Here is a 24,679-nt window from a genome sequence, read left to right on the forward strand (position 1 = left end):
ATCCGGCACGATGGGGCCGCGGCAGGTCCGCCTGTGGCGGCCGCGCGATTCCTTTCGAGTTTTGTGCAATTGTGCGCAGAAACTGTTAGGATTGATGCGTTTATACCGATCTTACGCACACTTAATGTCGCTCCATCGCCTGTCACAGTCAAAAGGGTAACGCGACATGAACGACACCAAATCCTATGCCGGGCTGCTGGCCCGGATCCTGCTCTCCATCCTCTTCATCACCGCCGGCTATGGCAAGCTGGGCGCGGCGGAGGGCACTGCCGCCTACATGGCCTCGCAGGGCGTGCCGGGCCTGCTCGTCTGGCCGACCATCGTGCTGGAGCTTCTGGGCGGCCTCGCCATCCTCGTCGGTTTCCAGACCCGGATCGTGGCGCTGGCGCTGGCCGGGTTCAGCGTTCTGGCCGGGCTGATCTTCCACCTGGTGCCGGGCGACCAGATGCAGATGATCAGCCTTTACAAGAACCTCGGCCTCGCCGGCGGCTTCCTGCTGCTGGCGGCCCATGGCGCGGGCGCGCTGTCGCTCGACGCGCTGCGCGCCGGCAAGCGCCGCGCCGCGACCGCCTGAGACCCGGGCGAAGGGGCGGCCCACGCCGCCCCTTCCCCTTTTCCCGCAAAGCGCTTACATCGCGCAGCATGAGCAAAGAACTTCACATCATCGGCGGCGGGCTTGCGGGCTCCGAAGCCGCCTGGCAGGCCGTTCAGGCCGGCATCCCCGTTGTCATCCACGAAATGCGCCCCGGCGTGGGCACCTTCGCGCACCAGACCGGCAAGCTGGCCGAGATGGTCTGCTCCAACTCCTTCCGCTCGGACGATGACGAGCAGAACGCCGTGGGCCTGCTGCATTGGGAAATGCGCCAGGCCGGCGGGCTGATCATGGAGATGGCCGACGCCCACAGCCTGCCCGCCGGCGGCGCGCTGGCCGTGGATCGCGAGGGCTTCTCGCAGGGCGTCACAGACCGGCTGCGCGCCCATCCCCTCGTTACCGTCGCGGAGGGTGAAATCACCGCGCTGCCCGAGGACGGCCACTGGATCATCGCCACCGGCCCGCTGACCTCCGGCGCCCTGGCCGAGGCGATCCGGGCCGAGACGGGGGCCGAGAGCCTCGCCTTCTTCGACGCCATCGCGCCCATCGTCTATGCCGACAGCATCGACATGGAAAAGGCGTGGTTCCAGTCGCGCTACGACAAGGGCGAAACCGAGGAAGAGCGCACCGCCTATCTCAACTGCCCGATGGACAAGGCACAATACGAGGCCTTCATCGACGCCCTTCTGGCCGCCGACAAGGCCGAGTTCCACGAGGGCGAGACCGCCGGCTATTTCGACGGCTGCCTGCCGATCGAGGTGATGGCCGAGCGCGGCCGCGAGACCCTGCGCCACGGCCCGATGAAGCCCGTGGGCCTGACCAACCCGCACCAGCCGGACGTCAAGGCGCACGCCATCGTGCAACTGCGCCGCGACAACCAGCTGGGCACGCTTTATAACATCGTGGGTTTCCAGACCAAGATGAAGTATGGCGCGCAAACCGATGTTTTCCGGATGATTCCGGGGTTGGAAAACGCCCGCTTCGCGCGCCTGGGCGGCATCCACCGCAACACCTTCCTCAATTCGCCCACGCTGCTCGACGAGCAGATGCGGCTGAAATCGAAACCGCATATCCGCTTTGCCGGTCAGATCACCGGGGTCGAGGGCTATGTCGAAAGCGCGGCGATGGGCCTGCTGGCCGCCCGCCTCGCCGTGGCCGAGATCGAGGGGCGGAGCCTGCCGCCCGTGCCCGCCACCACCGCCACCGGCGCGCTGGTCACCCACATCACCGGCGGGGCCGAGGCCAAGACCTTCCAGCCGATGAACGTCAATTTCGGACTGTTCCCGCCGGTCGAGGGGCTCAGGGCCGGCCGCCGCGGCCGCAAGGACCGCTACAAGGCCTACACCGACCGCGCCAAGGCCGACTGGCGGGCCTGGCTCGCCGGCTAGGATGCGCACCCGCTTCGCCCCCTCGCCCACCGGGCCGCTGCATCTCGGCCATGCCTATGCGGCGATCCTTGCCCATGACATGGCGCGGGCGGCGGGCGGGGAGTTCCTGCTCAGGATCGAGGATATAGACCGGGCCCGCGCGCGCCCCGAATGGGAGGCCCTGATCTACGAGGATCTCGCCTGGCTGGGCCTTTCCTGGGAACCCCCGGTGATGCGCCAGTCCGCGCGCCTGCCCGCCTACCGCGCCGCGCTGGACAGCCTCTGGGCGCGGGGCCTGCTCTACCCCTGCGCCTGCCGCCGCCGCGACATCGAGGAGGCCGCCCGCGCCCCGCAGGAGGGCGCCCCGCAGCACGGCCCCGACGGGCTGGTCTATCCCGGCACCTGCCGCCCCGCCGCCGCCCCGAGCGGCCCGCTGCCCGCCGACCGCGCGCTGCGCCTCGACATGGCCCGCGCCTGGGCGTCGATCGGGCCCGCGCCGATGCATTTCATCGAAACCGGCGCCGGCCCCGCGGGCGAAACCGGCCAGATCGCCATTCGCCGCGAGCAGGCCCTCTCCGGCATCGGCGACATCGTGCTCGCCCGGCGCGACATGGGCACCTCCTATCACCTCTCGGTGGTGATCGACGACGCGGCGCAGGGCATCACCCATGTCACCCGCGGCGCGGACCTGTTCGAGGCCACCGCGATCCATGTCCTCCTGCAACGCCTGCTGGGCCTGCCCACGCCGCTCTACCACCACCACCGCCTGATCCGCGACGAGCACGGCAGGCGGCTGGCCAAGCGCGACGACGCCCGCGCCATCCGCAAATACCGCGAGGACGGGCTCAGCCCCGCCGAGATCCGGGCGATGATCGGCCTCTGACCTTCTTCTTGGAAAAATACTCACGGCGCGACGCCGCCGTCAGCCGGCAACGGGTTTCATCAGCTCCACCTCCTCGCCGTCCCGCACGGCGGTGTAGAAACAGCTGCGCCGGTTGGTGTGGCAGGCGGGTCCCGTCTGCGCCACGATCAGCAGCAGGCAGTCGCGGTCGCAATCGACGCGGAAATCCACCAGCCGCTGGACATGGCCCGAGCTTTCCCCCTTAACCCAGAAGGACTGGCGCGAACGCGACCAGTAGGTCACGCGCCCGGTCTCCAGCGTGCGCACCACGGCCTCGGCGTTCATCCAGGCCATCATCAGCACCTGGCCGCCCTCGTCCTGGGCGATGGCCGGGATCAGGCCCTGGTCGTTGAAACGCAGGGATTTGATGTCGAAAGCCATCGGTGGGCTCCTTTGCAAACGTGTCACAGCGGGTTATCTATGGGATGAGACCGACGAGGGAAAGCCATGAGCGACACCGACCTGATCAAGCTGTATTCCCAGCGCATCCTCGCGCTGGCGGCCGATATCCCGCATCAGGGCCGGCTCGACTCGCCCTGCGGCAGCGCGCGCAAGCGCTCGCCGCTCTGCGGCTCCACGGTGACGGTGGACCTGTGCCTCGCCGACGGGCGGATCACCGATTTCGCGCAGGACGTGAAGGCCTGCGCGCTGGGACAGGCCTCGGCCTCGGTCGTCGGCGCCAGCATCATCGGCCGCAACCGCGCAGAGGTGCAGCGCGCGCGCGACCAGCTTTCCGCGATGCTCAAGGAGGGCGGCCCGGCCCCCGAGGCGCCCTTCGACGGGCTCGAGGTGCTGATGCCCGCGCGTGAATACAAGAACCGCCACGCCTCGATCCTGCTGGCGCTCGACGCCACGCTGGAGGCCTTCGATCAGGCCGCAAGCGCCGCCTGCGCCTGACGGCAGCCCCGCTTCGGAAGACCCCAAGAAAAAACCGCCGCGCGTCGTGGGGCGACGGCGGCGGTCAGTGGCGATTCAGGCGTCCGGGCGGCGGGGAAGAGGCACTCCCCTGAATGCACGAGGACAGGCAAGCCCGGCAGTCAGGCGCATCGCTTGGGGACGGGATGCGCGGCCCGGGACGCGGATCGCAGGCAGAAACGGTTTCGGCTCAGAACAGCCCCGGCAGGTGCAGCCCGGCCAGCAGCATGACCATCAGCGCCATGACGCCAAGCGCATCCTGCAGCAGCGTGGCGGAGGAACGTTCGATCACGGATTTCAGCTCGGTCAGCATGGGTGGGATCCTTGCGATGGTCACTGTGTTGCCACTTTGTTCCCACATCGCGCCGAAAAAATAAAGAACTTTTTAGGAACATTTGAGAACAAAGCGGAACAAAAAGGCTAACCCACTGAAATCAAACGGATCGCCTTGTCCTGCTCCATCAGCCACAGCAGCACGCGCGCAGCGCGGCCGCGGGGGCTGTCCAGCGTCGGATCCTCCTGCAGCAGCAGCCGCGCGTCGGCCTGGGCCACCGCCATCAGCGCCGATTGCCGCTCCAGATCCGCGATGCGGAATCGCGGCAGGCCCGATTGCGCGGTGCCGATCAGGTCGCCCGCGCCGCGCATCGCCAGGTCCTCCTCGGCGATGCGGAATCCGTCCTCGGTCTCGCGCAGGATCTCCAGCCGCCGCCGTCCCCCCTCGGTCAGCGGCGGGTCGTACATCAGCAGGCAGGTGGAGGCCGCAGCGCCGCGCCCGACGCGCCCGCGCAGCTGGTGCAGTTGCGCCAGCCCGAAGCGCTCCGCGCCCTCGATCACCATGATCGAGGCATTGGGCACATTCACGCCGACCTCGATCACCGTGGTGGCGACCAGTACCTTGGTCTCGCCCGCCACGAAGCGCGCCATCGCGGCATCCTTCTCGGCGGGCGGCAATTGGCCGTGGACCAGCCCGACCAGCCCCTCGCCCAGGGCCGCGCGCAGGCGCTTGAACCGCTCCTCGGCGGCGGTGGCCTCGATGGTTTCGCTTTCGCCGACCAGCGGGCAGACCCAATAGGCCTGCCGCCCCTCGGCGATGGCATGGCGCAGGTGATCCACCACCTCCTCCATCCGCCCGGCGGAGACCAGCGCGGTCTTGACCGGCGTGCGCCCGGGCGGCTTCTCGTCCAGAACCGACACGTCCATGTCGCCGTATTGCGCCAGCGACAGCGAGCGCGGGATCGGCGTCGCGGTCATCACTAGAACATGTGCGCCGCGTCCCTTGGCGCTCAACTCCATCCGCTGCGCGACGCCGAAGCGGTGCTGCTCGTCGATGATCGCCAGCCGCAGGTCGTGGAATTCGACGTCCCGTTGGAACACCGCATGGGTGCCTACCAGGACCTGGATGTCGCCGCGCGCCAGCGCGTCGAGCTTGGCGCGCCGCTCCGCCCCCTTGTCGCGGCCGGTCAGCAGCTCCAGCACCACGCCGGCCTCCTCGGCCAGCGGTTGCAGGCTTTCGAGATGCTGGCGCGCGAGGATCTCGGTCGGCGCCATCATCACGCCCTGCCCGCCCGCCTCCACTGCGACCAGAAGCGCCATGAAGGCGACCAGGGTCTTGCCCGCGCCAACATCGCCCTGCAACAGCCGGTTCATGCGGCGACCGGCGGCCATGTCCGCGGCGATCTCGCGCATGGCGCGTTCCTGCGCCCCGGTGGGCGTGTAGGGCAGCGCCGCCAGAACCTTGCGCCGCAGCCGCCCGTCGCCCTCCGTGGGCTTGCCGGCGCCGCGCCGCGCCGACTGGCGGGCCAGCGCCAGCGTCAACTGATGCGCGAACAGCTCGTCATAGGCCAGCCGCTGGCGCGCGGGCGCGGTCGGGGAAAGATCGGCACCGCCGGCGGGCGCATGCGCCGCGCGCACCGCCTCGGCCCAGCCCGGCCAGCCCTCGCGGGCCACAAGGCTGGGGTCGATCCATTCCTCAAGATCCGGCAGCCGCGTCAGCGCCGAGGCGACGGCGCGCGTCATGCCCCGCTGCGTCAGCCCCGCGGTCAGCGGGTAGACCGGCTCGAAATCGGGGATCTCCGCCGCGTCCTCGGGGCGCAGGATATGGTCGGGATGGGCCATCTGCGCCACCCCGTCGAACAGCTCCACCTTGCCCGAGACCACGCGGCTCTCGCCCGGCGGAAGCTGGCGTTGCAGGTAGTCGCCGCGGGCGTGGAAGAAGACCAGCTGAAAGGCGGTCTCGGCATCCTGGACCTGCACCCGGTAGGGGCCGCGCCCGCGCGGGGCCATATGCGCGCCCACCCGCACCTCGACGGTGGCGGTGCTGCCCGGGGTCACCTCGCGGATGCTCGCGCGGCGCCGCCGGTCGGTGCCCGAATGCGGCAGGGTGAAGATCAGGTCGCGGGGCTTCACCACCTCCATCTGCTGGAACAGCCGCGCCGTTTTCGGCCCGATCCCGTCGAGCCCCTCAAGCTCCGCGAAGAGCGGAAACAGGATGTCGGGCCGGCCGCTCATGCGTCCCCGATCAGTTCCAGCCAGGCGTCCTCGTCGATGGTCTCGACCCCCAGTTCCTCGGCTTTCTTGGCCTTGGAGCCCGCACCGGGCCCCGCCACCACCAGATCGGTCTTCTTCGACACCGAGCCCGAGACCTTGGCCCCCAGCGCCTCAGCCCGCGCCTTGGCCTCGGCGCGGGTCATCTTTTCCAGCGTGCCGGTGAAGACCACGGTCTTGCCCGCCACAGGGCTGTCCGCGGCCCTGGGCGCCTCGACGGGCTGGATGTCGAGCTGCGCGACCAGCCGGTCGATGGAGGCGCGCTCGGCCGGCTGGGCGAAGGCGGTGACCAGCGCCACGGCGACGGTGGTGCCGATGCCGTCGACGCCGACCAGGTCGTCCCAGGCTGCGCGCGCCCCCTGCGGGAGCGCGGGTTCCCCGGCCCAGACGGCGGCGCGGGTGTCGGCGACCCTGGCGCGCCGCCCGTCCTCGGCGGCCACGGCGCGCTCGGCCGCGACCGCGGCCTCGGCCTCCAGATACCGCTCCAGCGCCGGGCGCGCGGCGTCGAGCGCGGCGACCATCGCCGGCCATGTGCCGTAGTGGCGGGCCAGATCGGCCGCCACCACCTCGCCGACATGGCGGATGCCGAGGGCGAAGATCACCCGGTTCAGCGCGATGCGGCGCCGCTCCTCGATCGCGGCAAAGAGGTTCTGCGCCGATTTCTCGCCCCAGCCCTTCACCTGGGCCAGCGGTTTGCCGGCGAGGTGTTCGATGCCCGCGATCACATGGTCGGCGTCCTCGTCGGCCACCGGCACGCCTGACGCGCGCAGCATCTCGGCCAGCCGGTCGAGGAACTCCGCCCCGCGCTCCGGCACCGCGATCTGGCGCGACACCAGTTCGCGCGGTTTCGCCGTCAGGCGCTGCGGATCGCCGTCGCGCGCGGCGAGGGTGAAGATATCAGCCGGTTCCGAGATCCGGCAGAGGTAGTAGAAGAATTCCACCTGTTTCGCGCCCAGCCCCTCGATGTCGAAGGCCGCGCGCGAGACGAAATGTTTCAGCTTTTCAACGGCCTGCGCCGGGCAGATCAGCCCGCCGGTGCAGCGGCGCACCGCGTCGCCCTCCTCGCGGATCGCGTCGGAGCCGCATTCGGGGCATTCGGTTGGGAATGCATAGGGCTCGGCATCGTCGGGCCGTTTCGACAGATCCACGTCGGCGACCTTTGGGATCACGTCGCCTGCGCGATAGACCTGCACCCAGTCGCCCTCGCGGATGTCCTTGCCGCCGCGGATCATCTCGCCCGATGCGGACCGCCCGGCGATGTAATCCTCGTTGTGCAGCGTCGCGTTCGACACCACCACGCCGCCCACCGTGACCGGGCTCAGGCGGGCCACCGGGCTCAGCGCGCCGGTGCGGCCGACCTGGATCTCGATCCGCTCAAGCCGGGTCCAGGCGAGCTCGGCCGGGAATTTGTGCGCGACCGCCCAGCGGGGCGTGGTCGCGCGCATGCCGAGGCGGCGCTGCAACTCGAGATCGTCGACCTTGTAGACCACGCCGTCGATGTCATAGCCCAGCGTGGCGCGCTGATCCTCGATCCGGCGGTAATGGTCCAGCAGGGCCTCGGCGCTGTCGCACAGCGCTGTCAGCGGGTTGGTCTGGAAGCCGAGATCGCGCAGCCGGGCGATGGCTCCGCTTTGGGTCTGCGCCAGCGGCTCCGACAGCTCCCCCCAGCCATAGGCGAAGAATTTCAGCGGCCGCCCCTGCGTCACCGCCGGGTCGAGCTGACGCAGCGACCCCGCGGCGGCGTTGCGCGGGTTGGCGAAGCGTTTCTCGCCCGCCGCCTCCTGCCGGGCATTCAGGGCGGCGAAATCGGCGTGGCCCATGTAGACCTCGCCGCGCACCTCGAGGATCTCGGGCGCGCCGCTCAGGAGCTGCGGGATATCGGAGATCGTGCGGGCATTGGCGGTGACATTCTCGCCCACCGCGCCGTCGCCGCGGGTGGCGGCCTGCACCAGCCGGCCATTCTCGTAGCGCAGCGACAGGCTGAGCCCGTCGATCTTGGGCTCGGCGGTGAAGGCCAGCAGCGCGCCGGCGTCCAGCCCGAGATAGCGGCGGATGCGGGCGACGAACTCCTCTACCTCGCCGTCTTCGAAGGCGTTGGCCAGCGACAGCATGCGCTGGGCATGGGTGACCTTGGAAAACCCCTCGGCCGGGGCGGCGCCGACCTGCTCGGTCGGGCTGTCGGGCCGTTTCAGCGCCGGGAATCGCGCCTCGATCGCGGCGTTGCGGTTTTTCAGCGCGTCGAATTCCGCGTCCGACATCACCGGCGCGTCTTTCTGGTAATAGGCGCGGTTCGCCTCGCCCAGAATCCCGGCCAGCCGCGCCAGTTCGGCCGCGGCCTCCGCCTCGCTCAGATCCTCAACCGCCTTCGTCTCGGACAACTCGCATCCCTCCCGGCCTGTCCCCGGAAAGTGATAGGAGGACAGGGCGGGCAGGTCCAGCCCGCGCGTGGCGTCGCCCCGCGCCCTTTGGCCCGGGGCGTCACGGCGCGCGCCTCACGCCCCCAGCGCCACCGGCCCGGCGACGACCGCCGCCTCGGGGTCGCGCAACACATAGCCGCGCCCCCAGACCGTCTCGATATAGTTCTCGCCGCCAGTGGCCTGGCTGAGTTTCTTGCGCAGCTTGCAGATGAAGACGTCGATGATCTTCAGCTCGGGCTCGTCCATGCCGCCGTAGAGATGGTTGAGGAACATCTCCTTGGTCAGGGTGGTGCCCTTGCGCAGCGACAGCAGTTCCAGCATCTGGTATTCCTTGCCGGTCAGGTGCACCGGCGCGTTGTCCACATCCACGGTCTTGTCGTCGAGGTTCACCGCCACCCGCCCGGTGCGGATCACCGATTGCGCGTGCCCCTTGGAGCGGCGGATGATCGCATGGATGCGCGCCACCAGCTCCTCGCGGTGGAAGGGCTTGGTCAGGTAATCGTCGGCGCCGAAGCCGAATCCCTTGAGCTTGCTCTCGGTGTCATCGGCGCCCGACAGGATCAGGATCGGGGTGTCGACGCGCGCGAGGCGCAGCTGGCGCAGGACCTCGTGGCCGTTCATGTCGGGCAGGTGCAGGTCGAGCAGGATCAGGTCGTAATCATACAGTTTCGCCAGATCCAGCCCCTCCTCGCCCAGCGGCGTGGTATAGACGTTCAGGTTCGCGTGGCCCAGCATCAACTCGATGCTCTTGGCCGTTGTCGGATCATCTTCGACAAGCAGGATGCGCATCAGATATTCCCCCCAGTGACTCCAAAATACCTGATCAAATTCGGAAAAAATGGTTAATTACACGTTACCAATGACCTGCATGCTAGTAGTGCAATTCAAGGTTGTCTATAGCGCTGAATGGTTGTGGCCTTCAGGGCCTCTTTCCCGTGATGGCGGATAGCATTCTCCCAGCTGGAAAGCTCCTCTTCGGATAGCGCATAGCGCGCCTTGGCCTCGTCGCGGGTGATCAGCCCGCAGGCCACCGCCTTGACCACTGCGGCCTTGCGGCTGGCGACCCAGCGCCTGGTAAGCTCAGGGGGCAGATCGGCGCGGGTCATGGTGCTGCCATCGGGCAGCGTGACAATGCGCGGCCCGTTGATGCGTTTGATGAACATGGCTCTTCCCTCTTCGTCGCGAGGGCAAGGCTGGCGCAGCCGAACTTAAGGAGACCTTAAACCAGCCCTTGAGAGTATTTCGCATTTTCCTATATTCCCACGGACTTCCCGCAGGAGACCGACATGCCCCTCGACCGCAAGACAGATGCGCTGAACTCGCTTGGATTCGCCAAGCCGCCCTCCGAGACCCGGGTGGTGGTCGCGATGTCGGGCGGGGTGGACAGCTCGGTCGTGGCGGCCATGCTGGCCGACGAGGGCTATGACGTGGTCGGCGTGACGCTGCAGCTCTACGATCACGGCGCGGCGCTGGCCAAGAAGGGCGCCTGCTGCGCCGGCATCGACATCCACGACGCGCGCCGCGTGGCCGAGGAAAAGGGCTTCCCGCATTACGTTCTGGATTACGAGAATATCTTCCGCGACGCGGTGATCGAGGAATTCGCCGAAAGCTACCTCGGTGGCGCCACGCCCGTGCCCTGCATCCGCTGCAACGAGCGGGTGAAGTTCAAGGACCTGCTGCAGACCGCCCGCGATCTGGAGGCCGACTGCATGGCGACCGGCCATTACATCCAGCGCAAGCCGGGCGAAAACGGGGCGGAGTTGCATTGCGCCGCCGATCCGGGCCGCGACCAGAGCTATTTCCTGTTCTCCACCACGCCGGAGCAGCTGGAGTACCTGCGCTTCCCGCTGGGCCACCTGCCCTCCAAGGACGCGACGCGGGCGCTGGCCGCCGAATACGGGCTGGCCGTGGCCGACAAGCCCGACAGCCAGGACATCTGCTTCGTGCCCGACGGCAACTATGCCGGCGTGATCGAAAAGCTGCGCCCCGGCGCGGCCGAGCCGGGCGAGATCGTGCATGCCGACGGCCGCGTGCTGGGCAGCCACGAGGGCGTGATCCATTACACGATCGGCCAGCGCCGGGGCCTCGGCATCGGCGGGCTGAGCGAGCCGCTCTATGTCGTCAAGCTCGACGTCGAGACGCGCCGGGTGATCGTCGGCCCGAAGGAGATGCTCTCGACCCGGATCGTGCCGGTGCGCGAGATCAACTGGCTGGGCGACGCGCCCTTCGACTCCCGGCCGGAATGGCATGTCTCGGTCAAGGTCCGCTCCACCCGCCCGCCGCGCGAGGCGATCCTGCGCCCGCTCTCGGCCACCGAGGCCGAGGTTGAGCTTCTGACCCCCGAGGAGGGCGTCAGCCCCGGCCAGGCCTGCGTGTTCTACGAGACCGGCGGCACGCGCGTTCTCGGCGGCGGCTGGATCTGGCGCGGCCGCTAGAGCCCCAGCAGATAGGCGATCAGGTCGGCGCGGATCGTGGCGTCGGTCGCGCAGTGGTGGTGGCTGAGCAGCGCCTCCAGCCAGGCGGATTTCTCGGCCCGCGTCTGGCCCTGCACGCGGGAGGTGAGCACGCTGGCCGGCCCGTGGCAGTAGAGGCAGGCCTGGCCGTAGAACCACGCGCCGCGGTCGGCATCGGCGGGCAAGGCCTCCGCGTCGCAGCCGCCCATGCCGCCGGGTGCTCCGGGGGTGCCCGGAGGCAGGTCCTCGGCGCGCGCGAGGGCGGGTGTCAGCAGCAGCAGGAACACGGCGATACGGAACATGGCGATCCCTCCGGGATGGCGTCAGTATCGCCCAGGGACGGTCCTCAGCGCAAGCCGTCCAGCACGGCGCGGGCGGCGCGCAGGCCGGGCGCCTCGCCGCCCTGCCCCAGACGCCGCATGGTCTCGGCGCCGGCGGCGCGCTGGGCGGCGCGGGCCGCCTCGTCCTCCAGCAGCGCCAGCAGCGCCCCGGCGATCGGCGTGGGTTTGCACGCCCCGCCCAGGAATTCGGGCACGGCGCGGGTGCCCGTCACGATGTTGACCAGCGTCACCGTGTCGATCTTCAGCATCTGCCCGATCAGGGTGCGGCTGATCCAGTTCATGTCATAGGCGATGACCATCGGCGTGCCCGCCGCAGCCAGTTCCAGAGACACCGTGCCCGAGGCCGCCAGCGCCAGATCGGCGGCGCGGAAGGCGGCGCGTTTCTCGGCCAGCGCCTCGGTCTCGCGCCGACCGCGCGGGTCGAGGAGGATCGGACTGCCCGGCCATTTAGCCAGCAGCTGCGGCAGCATCCCCGCCACCGGCAGCGCCGCGGGCACCACCACGCGCAGATCGGGATGGCGGGCCAGCACCGGGCGCAGCGCCTCGCCGAAGATCGGGGCCAGGCGTTCGACCTCGCCCCGGCGCGAGCCGGGCAGGACCAGCAGGCTCCGCGCGTCGGGGGCAATGCCGTGGGCCGCGCGGAAGGCGGCGGCCTCGACGTCGCTGGCCTGCGGCTGGGCCACCACCGGATGCCCCACGAAATCGCAGCGCATCCCCTCGGCCTCCATATAGGGCGGCTCGAACGGAAAGAGCGCCAGAACCTGGTCGATCACCTCGGCCATCCTGGCCGCGCGCCCCGGACGCCACGCCCAGACCGTGGGGGCGACGTAATGCACGGTGCGGATGGACGAGGCCGCCTTGACCCGGCGCGCCACGCGCAGGCCGAAATCGGGGCTGTCGATGGTGATCAGCGCGTCGGGTGCGACCGCCAGCACCTCCTCCGCGCATTGCTTGATCCGGCGCATCAGCTGGCGGTAGCGCGGCAGCACCTCGGCCAGGCCCATCACGCTGAGCTCTTCCATCGGAAACAGGCTGTCCAGCCCCTCGGCCTGCATCAGCGGCCCGCCCACGCCGTGGAATTCGACGCCCGGCTCCAGTTCCTTCAGACCGGCCATCAGCGCCGCGCCAAGCGCATCGCCCGAAGGTTCGCCCGCGATGAGGAACAGCCGCGTCATGGCCTCCGCGCCCAGAGGAACAGCCCGGCGCGCTCCGCCTCGGCCAGCGTCGCCTCGCGGTCCAGGATCATCACCCCGCCGGCCTCGATCACCACGCCGGCCAGCCCCGCGCGGGCGGCGGCGGCGATGGTCCCGGGGCCGATGGCGGGCAGGTCCACCCGCCGCTCCTGCCCCGGCTTGGGGGCCTTGTAGAAGACGCCACGCGCACCCTTGGGATCGGGTCGCGTGGCGCCCGCCACGTCGGCCACCCATTGCAGCATGGCGTCGGTGCCCGGCAGGGTCTCGACCGCCAGGCACAGCCCCTGCGCCACCACCGCGCCCTGCCCCACGTCCAGCGCCCCGAGCGCCGAGGCGATCTGCGCCGCCCGGGCGGCGTCCTGTTCGTCGGCCGCGGACGGCCGGGCCGGGGTGAGGACCGCTTCGCCGGGCACCAGCTCGGGCGCGATGGCCTCGGCGCCGGCGACCTCGAAGCCGGCCTCCTCGAACAGCGCGATCACGGTCCGCAGCAGCGCGTCGTCGCCCTGCTGGAAGGCTCCGACGAGGCGCGGCAGGAACTGCGCGGTGCCGGGGTCGATCCGGGCCGGGTCGATCTTCGGACGCGCCACCGCGCCAGCAAAGACCACGCGACGGACGCCCGCGTCGTGCAGCAGCGCGAACAGCAGCGCCAGACGCTCCACGCAGAAGCGCTCCACCCGCCAGCCCGGGCGGGCCTCGGCCGGGTGGCCCTCCATCTCGGCCAGCAGGAAGGGGTGCCCCTCGGCCTCCAGCCGTTCGGCCAGAAGGACGGGCAGCGCGCCGGTGCCGGCGATGAGGGCGGTGGCGGTCATGGGGCGGCTCAGCTCGGGGTCAGGAAGGAACGGTCGCTATCGCCGAGGATGAACTCGACGATGTCGCGGACATAATCGCTGTCGGTGTCGTCGGCGAGCCGCTGGGCGCGCTCCTGAAAGGCGCCCTCGCCCTGGGCCAGCGCCTGGTAGGCGGCGCGCAGCGCCGTGATGTCGGAGCGCGGCACGCCGCGCCGCTTCAGCCCCACCAGGTTCAGCCCGTCGAGATGGCCGCGCGGCCCCTGCACCAGCCCGTAGGGGATCACGTCGTTGGTGACCATGGTCACCGCGCCGATGATCGCGCCGCGGCCCACGCGCACCCATTGGTGGATGCCCGACAGCCCTCCGATGATCACCTCGTCGTCGATCACGCAATGCCCCGCCAGCGCCGCGTGGTTGGCCATGATCACCCGGTTGCCCACCTGCGCGTCATGGCCGACATGGGTGCCGGTCATGAACAGGCAGTCGTCGCCGACCCGGGTGACGCCGCCGCCGCCCTCGGTGCCGGTGTTCATGGTCACGCCCTCGCGGATGCGGTTGCGCTTGCCGACAATCAACCGGGTCTCTTCGCCCCGGAATTTCAGGTCCTGCGGGATGTCGCCGATATTGGCGAAGGGGAAGATGACCGTGCCCTCGCCGATCTCGGTGTCGCCGGTGACGATGGCGTGGGATTTCACCTCGACGCCCTCGTGCAGCACCACCCGCGGGCCGATCACCGCGAAGGCTCCGATGACGCAGCCGGCGCCGATCCGGGCGCCCTCCTCGATCACCGCCGAGGGGTGGATGCGTGCGCTTGCGTCGATGCCCATGAGGCTCACTCCTGCGGCATGTCCATCATGGCGGTGAACTCTGCCTCGCAGGCGAGTTCACCCTCGACCTCGGCGCGGCCGAGGAATTTCCAGACCTTGGCGCCGGGCTTGCCGCGCGTCACGGTGACATGCATCTCCAGCACGTCGCCGGGAACCACCTTGCGGCGGAACTTGCATTTGTCGATGGCCATGAAATAGACCAGCATGTTCTTGTCGGCCAGGTCCATCGACACGCCGACCATCACCGCCGCGGTCTGCGCCATGGCCTCGACGATGGTCACGCCGGGCATGATCGGGGTGGCGGGAAAATGGCCCTGGAAATGCGGCTCGTTGAAGGTGACGTTCTTGACGCCCACCGCGCTGTGGTTGGCGACGATGTCGCGCACCTTGTCGACCAGCAGGAACGGGTAGCGGTGCGGGATGATCCGCTGGATCAGGTGGATATCGGCCTCGGTCACCGGCTGGTCGGTCATGTCGTCTCGTCCTTTCTTGCCGCCGGCCGCGCGGACCGGCTGTTGCGCAGGCAGTAGCAACTCGCCCCCGCCGGGGCAAGCGCCGGCTACGGCCGCGGCGCGGCCGGGGCCTCCGGCGCGCCCTCGGTCCCGTTCCCGGTCCCGGCGGGCGCCTCCGCGGCGCCGGCCTGCGGCGCGAACTGCGCGTCGATGCGCGCGATGACCTCGGCGGTCACGTCGATCTGGCCGGCGGACAGCACCACCGAGCGGCTTTCCAGCACCACCACCGCGCCGCGCTCGCGCACGACCTCGGTCAGGACCGGCAGCACCTCCTGGTAGAATCGCTGCTGCACCTCTTCGCGCTCGCGCACCAGTTCGCGCGCCTTGGCGTCCTGCGCGTCGCGGATGCCAACCACCTTTTCGTCGAAGGCGGCGGACAGCTCGCGGAACTTCTCCGGCGCCATGCCCGGGCGGTCCTCGGTGAGCTGCTTTTCCTCCGCCGTCAGCTCGGCCTCGATCCTGCGGTTCTCGGCGGCCAGCGCCGCGGCCTGTTCCTCGACCTCGTCCAGCAGGCCCTGGCCATAGGCAGAGCGCAGGAACAGCCGCTCCTGATCGAGGGTCACGATCAGGCTTTGCACAGGCGCGCGCGCCTCCTGCGCCAAGGCCCCCACGGGCAGGGCCAGCGCCAGGGCCAGCCCCAGGAGAGAGGCGCGCAGAACCATCAGAACCGGGTCGAGATGGTCAGGTCGAAATTCTGCTGCTGGTCGTATTTCAGCTTCTTCAGCGGGCGCGAGAAGTTGAAGCGCAGCGGACCGATCGGCGTGTCCCAGAAGATCGAGAAACCGGCCGCCGCGCGCAGCTCGAAACTGTCATCGACAATGTCGGCGCCGGCCGGGCCGCCATTGACGTTGTCGAGGCTCCAGACCGTGCCCACATCGGCAAAGACGCCGCCGGAGATGCCGTATTCCTCGGGCAGGCCCAGCGGGAACTCGGCCTCGAAGCGGGCGACGGCGAACATGTTGCCGCCGAGCGCGTCCTCGTCAGTCGCCGCCAGGTCGCGCGGGCCAAGCCCGTTGAACTCGAAGCCGCGGATCTTGCCGTTCAGGTAGTAGCGGTCGGTCACCCGGCTGGTGCCGCTCAGCATGTTGATGACGCCGCCCTCAAGCTCGGCGCGCAGGGTCACCTCCTCGCGGAAGGCCAGCGTCTGCGCCTTCGCCAGCGCGGTGGTCTCGATATATTCCGCATCGCCCCCGAGCCCGGCGAATTCCTGGCTGAAGTTCAGCACGATGCCGGTGTTCGGGTTCAGGCCGGCGCGGCGCGAGTCATAGCTGTAGGTGTAGCCGAAGAACGCGGCCAGCCGGTCGCCCTCGGCCGCCTCGGCCGCGATGATCGCGGAATCGCCGGTGTAGTTGGCGATCTTGTTGTTGCGCACGCCCAGCCCGACCTGCAGCCGGCCGTTCTCGCTGACCGGGAATTCCAGCGACGGGTTGAACACCGTTTCGGTGGTCTTGTAGGTCTCGCCGTTTTCCTGGTCCGTCTCGGTGTGGCTGAGCGCGAAGCGGAAGGTCACGTCACGGCCCAGGAAGGCCGGCTCGGCAAAGACGAATTGCGAACTCTGGCTGTCGGCGCCGGTGGTCAGGCTGAAGCTCAGATACTGGCCGCGCCCCAGGAAGTTCGACTCGCTGAAGCTGACCGTGGCGCCGGCGCCGCTGTCGACGCTGTAGCTGAGACCGAAGGAGAGCGAGCCGGTCGGCTGCTCCTCGACGTTGACGTCGACGATCACCTGGTCCGGCGAGGTGCCCTCGCGGGCCTCGACATCGGCCTTGGAGAAGAACCCCAGCGCGCGGATGCGCTCGGCCGACTCGCGGATCTCGCGCGGGTTGAACGGGTCGCCCTCGACGGTCTTGAACTGGCGCCGGATCACCCGGTCCAGGGTGGTGGCGTTGCCCTCGATGTCGATGCGTTCGACGAAGACCCGCGGCCCCTTGGTGATGGCGAAATCCACGTCCAGCGTCAGGTCGCGGTCGTTGCGGGTGATGCGCGGCTCGATCCGGATGAAATTGAGCCCCTGGCGCAGCGCCAGCCGCTCCAGCCGGGCAATGGTGTTCTCGATGGCCAGCGGGCTGTAGACGCCGCCGGCGCGCACCCGGATTTCCTGTTCGAACAGATCGGGATCGACCTCCTCGAGATCGCTCGACGCGGTGATCTCGCCGAAGCGGAAGGATTGCCCCTCGCGGATGTTGAAGGTCACCAGGAAACCGCTGCGCCGCCGGGTCAGTTCGGAACTGACCGAGAGTACCTGGAAATCGACGAAGCCGCGCGACAGGTAGAAGTCGCGCAGCACCTGCTTGTCGAACTCGATGCGGTCGGCGATGAAGGTGTCGCTGCCGATCAGGGCGCGCAGCAGGCCGGCCTGCTTGGTCTGCAGCACCCGGCGCAGACGGCGCTCGCCGAAGCTGCGGTTGCCGACGAAGGAAATGCGCTCGACCTCGACCACCGCGCCCTCGGCGATCTCGAAGACCAGGTCGACGCGATTGTCCGAGCGGCGGATGATGCGCGGCTCGACCGTGGCGGCCAGGCGGCCGCGCTGCTCATAGGCCTGCACGATGGCGGCGGCGTCGGCCTCGGCCAGGCGCGGGCTGTAGACCCGGCGCGACTGCGAGCGGATGATCGCGGCCAGGTCCTCGTCCTTGATCCGGGCGTTGCCCTCGAAGTTGATGACGCTGATCGTCGGATACTCGACCACCCGGATCAGCAGCCGCCCGCCCTGGGGCTGAAGTTCCACGGTTTCGAACAGGCCGCTGTCGACGATGCGCTGGTAGGCGTCGTTCAATTCGGCCGCCGAGACCGTCTGGCCGCGGCCGATTCCGGCGTAGCTGAGGATGGTCGCGCCATCGACGCGCTGGTTGCCCTCGATCTCGACCGAGGTGAAACGGTAGCTTTCCGCCTGCGCCCGGGCCTCGGGAGCGGCCAGACAAATCGTTGCGACGGCAAGGAAAACAGCCATCAGAAGCTGTTGTCCCAAGTCCAGTGCACCCTGCTTCCGCGCCAAGGCGCCAACGATCGATCTGGTCATGTTTCTGTCCCGCTTTGACGCCTTTGTTTCAGAGACTTGACTAGCTGGAATGGCGTCCCTTGTCAAAAGGCAGAACCGCGCCCGGGCTGGTCGGCTCGGCGCGCGGTTCCTTGGGTGCGGGAGGTAAATTTTACAGAAGCGAGCCCACGAAGGCGCCGACCATGAGCGCCCCGAAGATGGTCGCCAGATAGAACAGGCGATCCCAGTTGAGATTGAACAGCACGGAAAGCCCGCGATAGCCGTCCTGGATCGTTTCCATGTTCCGCCCTCCTCTGCTCGAATGACTGCGGTGCAGCAAAGCTATGGGGCGATTATGGCAGCATTAGGGCCCGAACGTGGCCCCGCCGGGTCAGGGGCAGAGGATGTCGTTGCTCAGCGCGAAGACCATGAAGGTCAGCAGCACTGCCAGTCCGAGGCTGAGCAGGATGCTCATCACGCGTTCGTTCGGGGCGCGGCCCGTCACCGCCTCGTAGGCGTGAAACACCAGGTGCCCGCCATCCAGAACCGGGATCGGGAACAGGTTCATCAGCCCGACCGCGGTGGACAGCACCGCGATGAACCAGATGAAGCTCTGCGTGCCCTGGCTGGCCATCGCGCCCGAGGTCTCGGCGATGCCCAGGGGGCCGCGCAGGTTGCATGAGCTGATCGCGCCGGTCACCATGTGGTAGAGGCCCGACAGGCTGGAGCGGGTGATGAACAGCGTCTGCTGCGCCCCCGCCGCGAGCGAGGCCAGCGCGCCGGGTGTCCGGGTCTCGGGGGTGAACAGCAGCCCGCCGGTCATGCCGATCAGCAGCCGGGTCTCGAAGCCGCCATCCGGCAGCGGCAGATCCACCCGGCGCGGGGCCAGCGCGAATTCCAGCTCCTTGCCGTCGCGCCAGACCCTGAGCTGCATGACCTCCCCGCTCGATTGCCGGACCATCTCCTGCAGCTGCCGGAAGGCGGTGACAGGCTTGCCGTCCACCGACAGGATCACGTCGCCGACCTCCAGCCCCGCGTCCATTGCCGCCGATCCCGGCTGCAATGCGTCGATCACCGGCGGAAAGGGATAGGGCCCCTGCACTACCTGCTCGGCGCCGTCGCGGCGCACGGTGTAATCCACCACCGCCGCCGGCGGCAGCGCCGCGGTCGCGGCGTAAAGCGCGGCGTAGTCCGGCGTCGGCCGGTCGCCGATCGCGGCGATCTCGTCGCCGGGGGCCAGGCCCATCGCCTGCGCCGGCACGGGTTTCAGCGTGCCGATGGTGGGCGGCTCGATCGCCTCTCCGCGGAAGAAAAGGATCGCGCCGAAGACCAGGATCGACAGGATGAAGTTGAACACCGGCCCCGCCGCCACGGTGGCCGCGCGCGCCCAGAGCGGCGCGCCATGCATGGTGTGGCGCCGGGTCTCGTCGTCGATCTCGCGCAGCAGTTCGGCATCCATGCCGCTGGCGGCATTGGCATCGCCGAGGAATTTCACATAACCGCCGAAGGGCAGCGCGGCGATCTGCCAGCGCGTGCCGAAGCGGTCCTCGCGCGACAGCAGCACCGGGCCGAAGCCCAGCGAGAAGACCTCGGCGTGGATGCCCGACCAGCGGCCGACGATGTAATGGCCGAATTCATGCACCGCCACGATGACCGAGAGCGCCAGCACGAACGCGCCAACCGTATAAAGAATGTTGCCGAAGGAGGGGATCAGCCCAAGAATATCCACGCGCTCTGCCTCTGATTTATGTCTTTTTCCGCCCGCGGATCACCTTCGCGGCCTCCTCCCGGGCGAGATGGTCAAACTGCAGAACGGTATCAAGGGTGATCTCGGCAGTATTAAGGCGGTTTTCGCGCGAAACCCGGTCAAGGACGGCCGCCACCACCTCGGCCATTTGCAGGAACCCGATCTCGCCGGCGATGAAGGCGTCGAGGGCGCGCTCCTTGGCGGCGTTGAACACCGCGCCGGCCAGACCGCCCGTCTCCATCACCTGCCGCGCCAGCCGCAGCGCGGGGTAGCGCGCCGGGTCGGGCGCGGCGAAATTGAGCTGGCCGATCGCGGCCAGATCCAGCCGCGCCACCGGCAGCTCGGCGCGTTCAGGCCAGTTCAGCGCGTAGCCGATGGCATGGCGCATGTCGGGCGCGCCGAGATGCGCCATCAGCGCCCCGTCGCGGAACCCCACCAGCGCGTGCACCAGGGATTCGGGATGCACCAGAACCTCGATCTTCTCCGGCGCGATGCCGAAGAATTCGTGCGTCTCGATCACTTCCAGCGCCTTGTTGAACATCGAGGCGCTGTCGATGGTGATGCGCTGGCCCATCGCCCAGTTGGGATGGGTCGCGGCCTGTTCGGGCGTGGCAGATGCCAGCGCCGCCAGCGGCCAGTCGCGGAACGCCCCGCCCGAGGCGGTGATCACGATCCGCTCCACCGCTGCGATGTCCTCGCCCGCCAGCGCCTGGAACACCGCCGAATGCTCGCTGTCCACCGGCAGGATGCGCGCGCCGTGCCGGCGCGCGGTCGCCATCAGCAGCGGCCCCGCGGTGACCAGGCTTTCCTTGTTGGCCAGCGCCAGCGTAGTGCCCTGCTCCAGCGCCTTCAGCCCCGGCATCAGCCCCGCCGCGCCAACGATCGCGGACATGATCCAGTCGGCGGGCCGCGTGGCGGCCTCAAGCAGCGCCTCGGGCCCGGCGGCGACCTCGGTCGGGGTCCCGGCCAGCGCATCCTTCAGATCGGCGTAGCAGTCTGGATAGGCGGTCACCGCCAGCCCGGCGTTCAGCGCGCGGGCCTGTTCGGCCAGCCGCGCGACGTTGCGTCCGCCGCTCAGCGCCACCACCTCGAAATCGCCGGGGCGGCGCGCGATCAGATCGACCGTGTTCTCCCCGATCGAGCCGGTGGAGCCGAAGATCGTCACCCGTCGCATCGTCTCAGAACCTCACCTCGGGCACATAGACCAGTTGCGCCACCAGCAGCATCAGCAGCGCCGCGCCCAGCAGCCCGTCGAAGCGGTCGAACAGCCCGCCGTGGCCGGGGATCAGCGCCGAGCTGTCCTTGACCCCGCAGCGCCGCTTGATCGCGCTTTCGGCGATGTCGCCGGCCTGGCTGGCCATCGACAGCGCGACCGAAATCCACGGCAGGTCGCGCCCGGCATCGGTGAAGCCGAGGAACAGCACCCCGATCAGTGCCGCGCCAATCCAGCCCGCCACCGTGCCCGACCAGGTCTTCTTGGGGCTGACGCGGGGCCAGAATTTCGGCCCCCCGATGAAGCGCCCGGCGAAATAGCCCAGCACGTCGGTGGCGATCACCACCAGCACCAGCCACAACAGCCACACCACGCCATATTGATCGCGGAACCCGGCAAGGCCGTAGCCCGCCACCAGGATCCCCAGCGCGAACAGGCCGAACAGCAGCCGCTCGCGTTTCAGCAGCGCGCCGCCCACCAGCGGCGTGGCGGCCAGCAGCGGAAAGGCGAACATGCCGGGCAAGGCGCTGGCCAGCAGCACCGCGGCGCCGCCCAGAAGCCCCAGTTGCAGCGCCTCCGACCGCTTTTGCGGGGCGATCATGCGCGCGAGTTCCCAGATCATCAGGCCGCAGACCGCCGCGGCCAGCGACGTGAACCATGGCCCGCCGAGCCAGATCGTCAGCACGCCGAGCCCCGCCATCGCGGCGCCCGAGACGAGCCGCTGGTTCAGGTCACTCCACCGCCCCTGCGCCATCAGGCCTTCACCGCGCCAAAGCGCCGCTCGCGGCCGGCGAAGCGGCCGAGGATCTCGGCAAAGATCTCGGCCGTGAAATCGGGCCACAGGACCGGCGTGAATTCGTATTCCGCATAGGCCGACTGCCACAGCAGGAAGTTGGAGATGCGCGCCTCGCCGCTGGTGCGGATCACCAGGTCGGGATCGGGCAGCACGCAGGTGTCGAGAAAGCGCGTCAGCGTCGTCTCGTCCACCGATTCCGGGTCAAGCCGGCCTGCCGCCACCTCGCGCGCCAGCCGCTTGGTGGCGCGCGCCACCTCGTCGCGGCCGCCGTAGTTCAGCGCGATGGTCAGATGCACCCGGTCATTGCCCGCGGTCAGCGTCTCCAGATGATCCATCAGCGCCACCAGCTTGGGCTCCAGCCGCTCGCGGTCGCCGATGAAGCGCACCCTCACCCCCTCGGCCAGCAGCGCCTGCGCCTCTTTCTGGATGTAGAGGCGGAACAGGGTCATCAGGCCGGCCACCTCGGCCTGGGTGCGTTTCCAGTTCTCGGTGGAGAAGGCGAAGATCGTCAGGTAGCGCACACCGAGGTCGGGACAGGCGCGCACGATCTCGCGCACCCTCTTGGCGCCGGCCTGGTGGCCAAACAGCCGCGGGCGGCCGCGCTGCTGCGCCCACCGCCCGTTGCCATCCATGATGATCGCCACATGGGCCGGCCCGCCCGCCTGGGATTTGGTCTCGGCCAAGGGTGCCCCTTTCGCGATCACGCAGGTCAAACCTGCATGATCTCCTTCTGTTTGTGCTCAAGCGCCTTGTCGACCTCGGCGATATAGCGGTCGGTCAGCTCCTGCACCTCGTCGTGCCAGATCTTGTGATCGTCTTCGCTCATGCCGGCGGCCTTGGCCTTTTTCAGCTGTTCCATCCCGTCGCGGCGGACGTTGCGGATGGCGACGCGGCCCTGTTCGGCATATTGGCCGGCGACCTTGGTCAGTTCGCGGCGGCGCTCCTCGTTCAGCTCGGGGATCGGCAGCATGATGATGGTGCCGTTGAGCTGCGGGTTGATGCCCAGCCCGCTTTCGCGGATCGCCTTCTCGACCTTGCCGACCATTGCCTTGTCCCAGACGTTGATCGTGACCATGCGCGGCTCGGGCACGTTGACGGTGCCGACCTGGTTGATCGGGGTGCGCTGGCCATAGGCCTCGACCATGACCGGCTCCAGCATCGAGGCCGAGGCCCGGCCCGTTCGCAGCGAGGCGAATTCCGTCTTCAACGCCGCCATGGCGCCGTCCATCCGGCGTTTCAGGTCATCGAGGTCGATCTCAAGCTCTTCGTCTGCCATTGTCAGTCTCTCTTGTTCTTGCGCGGGCCGCGCGGCCCCGGTTGCCTTGCTATACAATCAACCATGCACGATTGTATAGGTGCCTTGCCCGGCGAGGATCCCGCGGAACCCGCCCGGCTCGTCCAGCGAGAACACGATGATCGGCAGGTTGTTGTCGCGCGCCAGCGCGATCGCCGAGGCATCCATGACCGCGAGGTGCTTTTGCAGCACGTCGTCATAGGTGATGTCGTCGAAGCGCTTGGCGTCGGCGTGTTTCGCCGGGTCCTTGTCGTAGACGCCGTCGACCTTGGTGCCCTTGAAGATCGCCTCGCAGGCCATTTCGTTGGCGCGCAGGGTGGCGGCGGTGTCGGTGGTGAAATAGGGGTTGCCGGTGCCGGCGGCAAAGATGCAGACCCGGCCCTTTTCCAGGTGGCGCACGGCGCGGCGGCGGATATAGGGCTCGGCCACCTCGTCCATGCGGATGGCCGAGATCACCCGGCAGAACACGCCCAGCCCCTCAAGCGCCGACTGCATGGCCAGCGCGTTCATCACGGTCGCCAGCATCCCCATGTAATCGGCGGTGGTGCGCTCCATCCCCTGCGCGCTGCCCTGCAGCCCGCGGAAGATGTTGCCGCCGCCGATCACCATGCAGATCTCGACGCCGAGATCATGGACCGATTTCACCTCGCGGGCGATACGCTGGACGGTGGGCGGATGCAGGCCGAAGCCCTGATCACCCATCAGCGCCTCGCCCGAGATTTTCAGAAGCACACGCTTGTAGGCGGGCGCCGGTTGATTGGCAGTGCCGTCGCTCATAGTTAGTTCCCCGGTCCGGTTGTTCTGGCTTGCGCGCAAAATGTCGGAAAAGGGCCAGAGGTTCAACGGCGAACAGGCACCGAAGCAGTATGGATATCACCACCCTCGACCCCGCCCGCCCGGTTCTGATCGCCGGGCCCACCGCCAGCGGCAAGTCCGGGCTTGCCCTGCGCATCGCCGAGGAACAGGGCGGCGTGATCGTGAATGCCGATGCATTGCAGGTGTTTGCCAACTGGCGGGTGCTGACCGCGCGCCCCTCGAAGGCGGACGAGGCGCGCGCGCCGCATGCCCTCTACGGGCATGTGCCGTGGGATGGCGATTATTCCGTCGGCCACTGGCTGCGCGAGGTGGCGCCGCTGCTGCGCGTCGGCGCGCGCCCGATCATCGTCGGCGGCACCGGGCTCTATTTCACCGCGCTCACCGAAGGGCTGGCCGAGATTCCCGCCACCCCGCCCGAGATCCGCGCCGAGGCCGACCGCCGCCGCGCGGCGGAGGGGCACGCGGCCCTGCTGGCCGAACTGGATGCGCAGACCCGCGCCCGCGTCGACACCCTGAACCCGATGCGCGTGCAGCGCGCCTGGGAGGTGTTGCGCGCCACCGGGCGCGGCCTGGCCGCCTGGCAGGACGACACCGGGCCGGCGCTGCTGCCGCTCGACCGGGCGCAGGCGCTGGTGCTGGAGGCCGGCCGCGACTGGCTGGCGGAACGCATCGACCGCCGCTTCGACATGATGCTGGCCGAGGGCGCGCTGGAGGAGGCCCGCGCCAACCTCGCGCATTGGGACCCCGCCCTGCTGTCGATGAAAGCCATCGGCGCGCCCGAGCTGATCGCCCATCTGAAGGGCGAGATGACGCTCGAGGAAGCCCGCGCCGCCGCCCAGGCCGCCTCGCGGCAATACGCCAAGCGGCAGCGCACCTGGTTCCGCTCCAAGATGCGCGCGTGGCGCTGGATCGCGGCCGGATAACCCGCGCCGCGCCCGCTCCACCCGGACACCGAGCCGATTTCCGCGCGGAACTGCACTTTTCGAACA

General features: G+C 69.1%; 26 protein-coding genes. 6 read left to right on the forward strand and 20 right to left on the reverse strand.

Features of this window, described 5'->3' with window-relative positions:
- The first annotated feature begins 166 nt into the window (after positions 1–166).
- From KCI33_RS02675 to gluQRS, 3 genes are all read left to right on the forward strand, one after another.
- Positions 167–574 carry a DoxX family protein gene (locus KCI33_RS02675; protein WP_212523205.1) on the forward strand — a complete coding sequence of 136 codons (408 nt, stop codon included), beginning with the start codon at positions 167–169 and terminating at the stop codon, positions 572–574.
- A 68-nt stretch (positions 575–642) separates the two neighbouring features.
- Positions 643–1,980 carry a methylenetetrahydrofolate--tRNA-(uracil(54)-C(5))-methyltransferase (FADH(2)-oxidizing) TrmFO gene (gene trmFO, locus KCI33_RS02680; protein WP_212523206.1) on the forward strand — a complete coding sequence of 446 codons (1,338 nt, stop codon included), beginning with the start codon at positions 643–645 and terminating at the stop codon, positions 1,978–1,980.
- A gap of 1 nt (position 1,981) precedes the next feature.
- Positions 1,982–2,842: a tRNA glutamyl-Q(34) synthetase GluQRS gene (gene gluQRS, locus KCI33_RS02685; protein ID WP_212523207.1), complete on the forward strand. Its 861-nt coding sequence runs from the start codon at positions 1,982–1,984 to the stop codon at positions 2,840–2,842.
- A gap of 39 nt (positions 2,843–2,881) precedes the next feature.
- Here the strand turns inward: gluQRS and hisI are convergent, their stop codons facing one another.
- Entirely contained in the window at positions 2,882–3,241 is a 360-nt protein-coding gene (hisI, locus tag KCI33_RS02690) for a phosphoribosyl-AMP cyclohydrolase (protein ID WP_212523208.1), read from the reverse strand.
- Between the two features lie 66 nt (positions 3,242–3,307).
- Between hisI and KCI33_RS02695 the strand changes: the two genes are divergently transcribed.
- Positions 3,308–3,757 carry an iron-sulfur cluster assembly scaffold protein gene (locus KCI33_RS02695; protein ID WP_212523209.1) on the forward strand — a complete coding sequence of 150 codons (450 nt, stop codon included), beginning with the start codon at positions 3,308–3,310 and terminating at the stop codon, positions 3,755–3,757.
- A 208-nt stretch (positions 3,758–3,965) separates the two neighbouring features.
- Here the strand turns inward: KCI33_RS02695 and KCI33_RS18025 are convergent, their stop codons facing one another.
- From KCI33_RS18025 to KCI33_RS02715, 5 genes are all read right to left on the reverse strand, one after another.
- Positions 3,966–4,088 (reverse strand): hypothetical protein, encoded by a 123-nt coding sequence (locus tag KCI33_RS18025; protein WP_282960701.1) that lies wholly within the window; start codon positions 4,086–4,088, stop codon positions 3,966–3,968.
- A 107-nt stretch (positions 4,089–4,195) separates the two neighbouring features.
- Positions 4,196–6,283 carry an ATP-dependent DNA helicase RecG gene (gene recG / locus KCI33_RS02700; RefSeq protein WP_212523210.1) on the reverse strand — a complete coding sequence of 696 codons (2,088 nt, stop codon included), beginning with the start codon at positions 6,281–6,283 and terminating at the stop codon, positions 4,196–4,198.
- Positions 6,280–8,697, reverse strand: a complete 2,418-nt coding sequence (ligA, locus tag KCI33_RS02705) for an NAD-dependent DNA ligase LigA (protein WP_212523211.1) — start codon at positions 8,695–8,697, stop codon at positions 6,280–6,282. The genes recG and ligA overlap by 4 nt, the downstream gene beginning before the upstream one ends.
- 114 nt (positions 8,698–8,811) lie before the next feature.
- Complete coding sequence (gene ctrA, locus KCI33_RS02710) at positions 8,812–9,525, reverse strand: response regulator transcription factor CtrA (RefSeq protein ID WP_212523212.1); 714 nt, start codon at positions 9,523–9,525, stop codon at positions 8,812–8,814.
- A gap of 95 nt (positions 9,526–9,620) precedes the next feature.
- Positions 9,621–9,899, reverse strand: a complete 279-nt coding sequence (locus KCI33_RS02715) for a DUF1153 domain-containing protein (RefSeq protein WP_212523213.1) — start codon at positions 9,897–9,899, stop codon at positions 9,621–9,623.
- Between the two features lie 123 nt (positions 9,900–10,022).
- Between KCI33_RS02715 and mnmA the strand changes: the two genes are divergently transcribed.
- Positions 10,023–11,171: a tRNA 2-thiouridine(34) synthase MnmA gene (gene mnmA / locus KCI33_RS02720; RefSeq protein WP_212523214.1), complete on the forward strand. Its 1,149-nt coding sequence runs from the start codon at positions 10,023–10,025 to the stop codon at positions 11,169–11,171.
- Here the strand turns inward: mnmA and KCI33_RS02725 are convergent.
- The 14 genes from KCI33_RS02725 to pyrH all read right to left on the reverse strand — a co-directional run bounded on the left by KCI33_RS02725 (position 11,168) and on the right by pyrH (position 23,651).
- Complete coding sequence (locus tag KCI33_RS02725) at positions 11,168–11,491, reverse strand: hypothetical protein (protein WP_212523215.1); 324 nt, start codon at positions 11,489–11,491, stop codon at positions 11,168–11,170. The two genes, mnmA and KCI33_RS02725, sit on opposite strands and share 4 nt — an antisense overlap.
- 44 nt (positions 11,492–11,535) lie before the next feature.
- Positions 11,536–12,705: a lipid-A-disaccharide synthase gene (lpxB, locus tag KCI33_RS02730; RefSeq protein ID WP_212523216.1), complete on the reverse strand. Its 1,170-nt coding sequence runs from the start codon at positions 12,703–12,705 to the stop codon at positions 11,536–11,538.
- Positions 12,702–13,532, reverse strand: a complete 831-nt coding sequence (gene lpxI, locus KCI33_RS02735) for a UDP-2,3-diacylglucosamine diphosphatase LpxI (RefSeq protein WP_212523217.1) — start codon at positions 13,530–13,532, stop codon at positions 12,702–12,704. The genes lpxB and lpxI overlap by 4 nt, the downstream gene beginning before the upstream one ends.
- 8 nt (positions 13,533–13,540) lie before the next feature.
- The gene (gene lpxA, locus KCI33_RS02740) at positions 13,541–14,338 is read right to left on the reverse strand and encodes an acyl-ACP--UDP-N-acetylglucosamine O-acyltransferase (protein ID WP_212523218.1); all 798 of its coding nucleotides are present in this window, start codon (positions 14,336–14,338) and stop codon (positions 13,541–13,543) included.
- Positions 14,339–14,343: 5 nt separating this feature from the next.
- Complete coding sequence (fabZ, locus tag KCI33_RS02745; protein WP_212523219.1) at positions 14,344–14,811, reverse strand: 3-hydroxyacyl-ACP dehydratase FabZ; 468 nt, start codon at positions 14,809–14,811, stop codon at positions 14,344–14,346.
- 86 nt (positions 14,812–14,897) lie between these two features.
- Entirely contained in the window at positions 14,898–15,512 is a 615-nt protein-coding gene (locus KCI33_RS02750; protein WP_212523220.1) for an OmpH family outer membrane protein, read from the reverse strand.
- Positions 15,512–17,797 (reverse strand): outer membrane protein assembly factor BamA, encoded by a 2,286-nt coding sequence (bamA, locus tag KCI33_RS02755; RefSeq protein ID WP_212523221.1) that lies wholly within the window; start codon positions 17,795–17,797, stop codon positions 15,512–15,514. The genes KCI33_RS02750 and bamA overlap by 1 nt, the downstream gene beginning before the upstream one ends.
- Positions 17,798–17,996: 199 nt before the next feature.
- Entirely contained in the window at positions 17,997–18,125 is a 129-nt protein-coding gene (locus tag KCI33_RS18030) for a hypothetical protein (RefSeq protein ID WP_282960702.1), read from the reverse strand.
- 90 nt (positions 18,126–18,215) lie between these two features.
- Positions 18,216–19,553 carry an RIP metalloprotease RseP gene (gene rseP / locus KCI33_RS02760; RefSeq protein ID WP_212523222.1) on the reverse strand — a complete coding sequence of 446 codons (1,338 nt, stop codon included), beginning with the start codon at positions 19,551–19,553 and terminating at the stop codon, positions 18,216–18,218.
- A 16-nt stretch (positions 19,554–19,569) separates the two neighbouring features.
- Complete coding sequence (dxr, locus tag KCI33_RS02765) at positions 19,570–20,745, reverse strand: 1-deoxy-D-xylulose-5-phosphate reductoisomerase (RefSeq protein ID WP_212523223.1); 1,176 nt, start codon at positions 20,743–20,745, stop codon at positions 19,570–19,572.
- Positions 20,746–20,749: 4 nt separating this feature from the next.
- The gene (locus KCI33_RS02770; protein WP_212523224.1) at positions 20,750–21,538 is read right to left on the reverse strand and encodes a phosphatidate cytidylyltransferase; all 789 of its coding nucleotides are present in this window, start codon (positions 21,536–21,538) and stop codon (positions 20,750–20,752) included.
- A complete protein-coding gene (gene uppS / locus KCI33_RS02775) occupies positions 21,538–22,263 on the reverse strand; it encodes a polyprenyl diphosphate synthase (RefSeq protein WP_282960703.1) in 726 nt (241 codons plus the stop codon). The genes KCI33_RS02770 and uppS overlap by 1 nt, the downstream gene beginning before the upstream one ends.
- A 26-nt stretch (positions 22,264–22,289) precedes the next feature.
- Entirely contained in the window at positions 22,290–22,856 is a 567-nt protein-coding gene (gene frr / locus KCI33_RS02780) for a ribosome recycling factor (RefSeq protein ID WP_212523225.1), read from the reverse strand.
- A gap of 57 nt (positions 22,857–22,913) precedes the next feature.
- Positions 22,914–23,651 (reverse strand): UMP kinase, encoded by a 738-nt coding sequence (gene pyrH / locus KCI33_RS02785; protein ID WP_212523226.1) that lies wholly within the window; start codon positions 23,649–23,651, stop codon positions 22,914–22,916.
- 89 nt (positions 23,652–23,740) lie between these two features.
- Between pyrH and miaA the strand changes: the two genes are divergently transcribed.
- Positions 23,741–24,613: a tRNA (adenosine(37)-N6)-dimethylallyltransferase MiaA gene (miaA, locus tag KCI33_RS02790; RefSeq protein ID WP_212523227.1), complete on the forward strand. Its 873-nt coding sequence runs from the start codon at positions 23,741–23,743 to the stop codon at positions 24,611–24,613.
- Positions 24,614–24,679 lie beyond the last annotated feature (66 nt).

This window comes from Actibacterium sp. MT2.3-13A (assembly GCF_018139985.1).
Lineage (GTDB): Bacteria > Pseudomonadota > Alphaproteobacteria > Rhodobacterales > Rhodobacteraceae > JAGSOU01.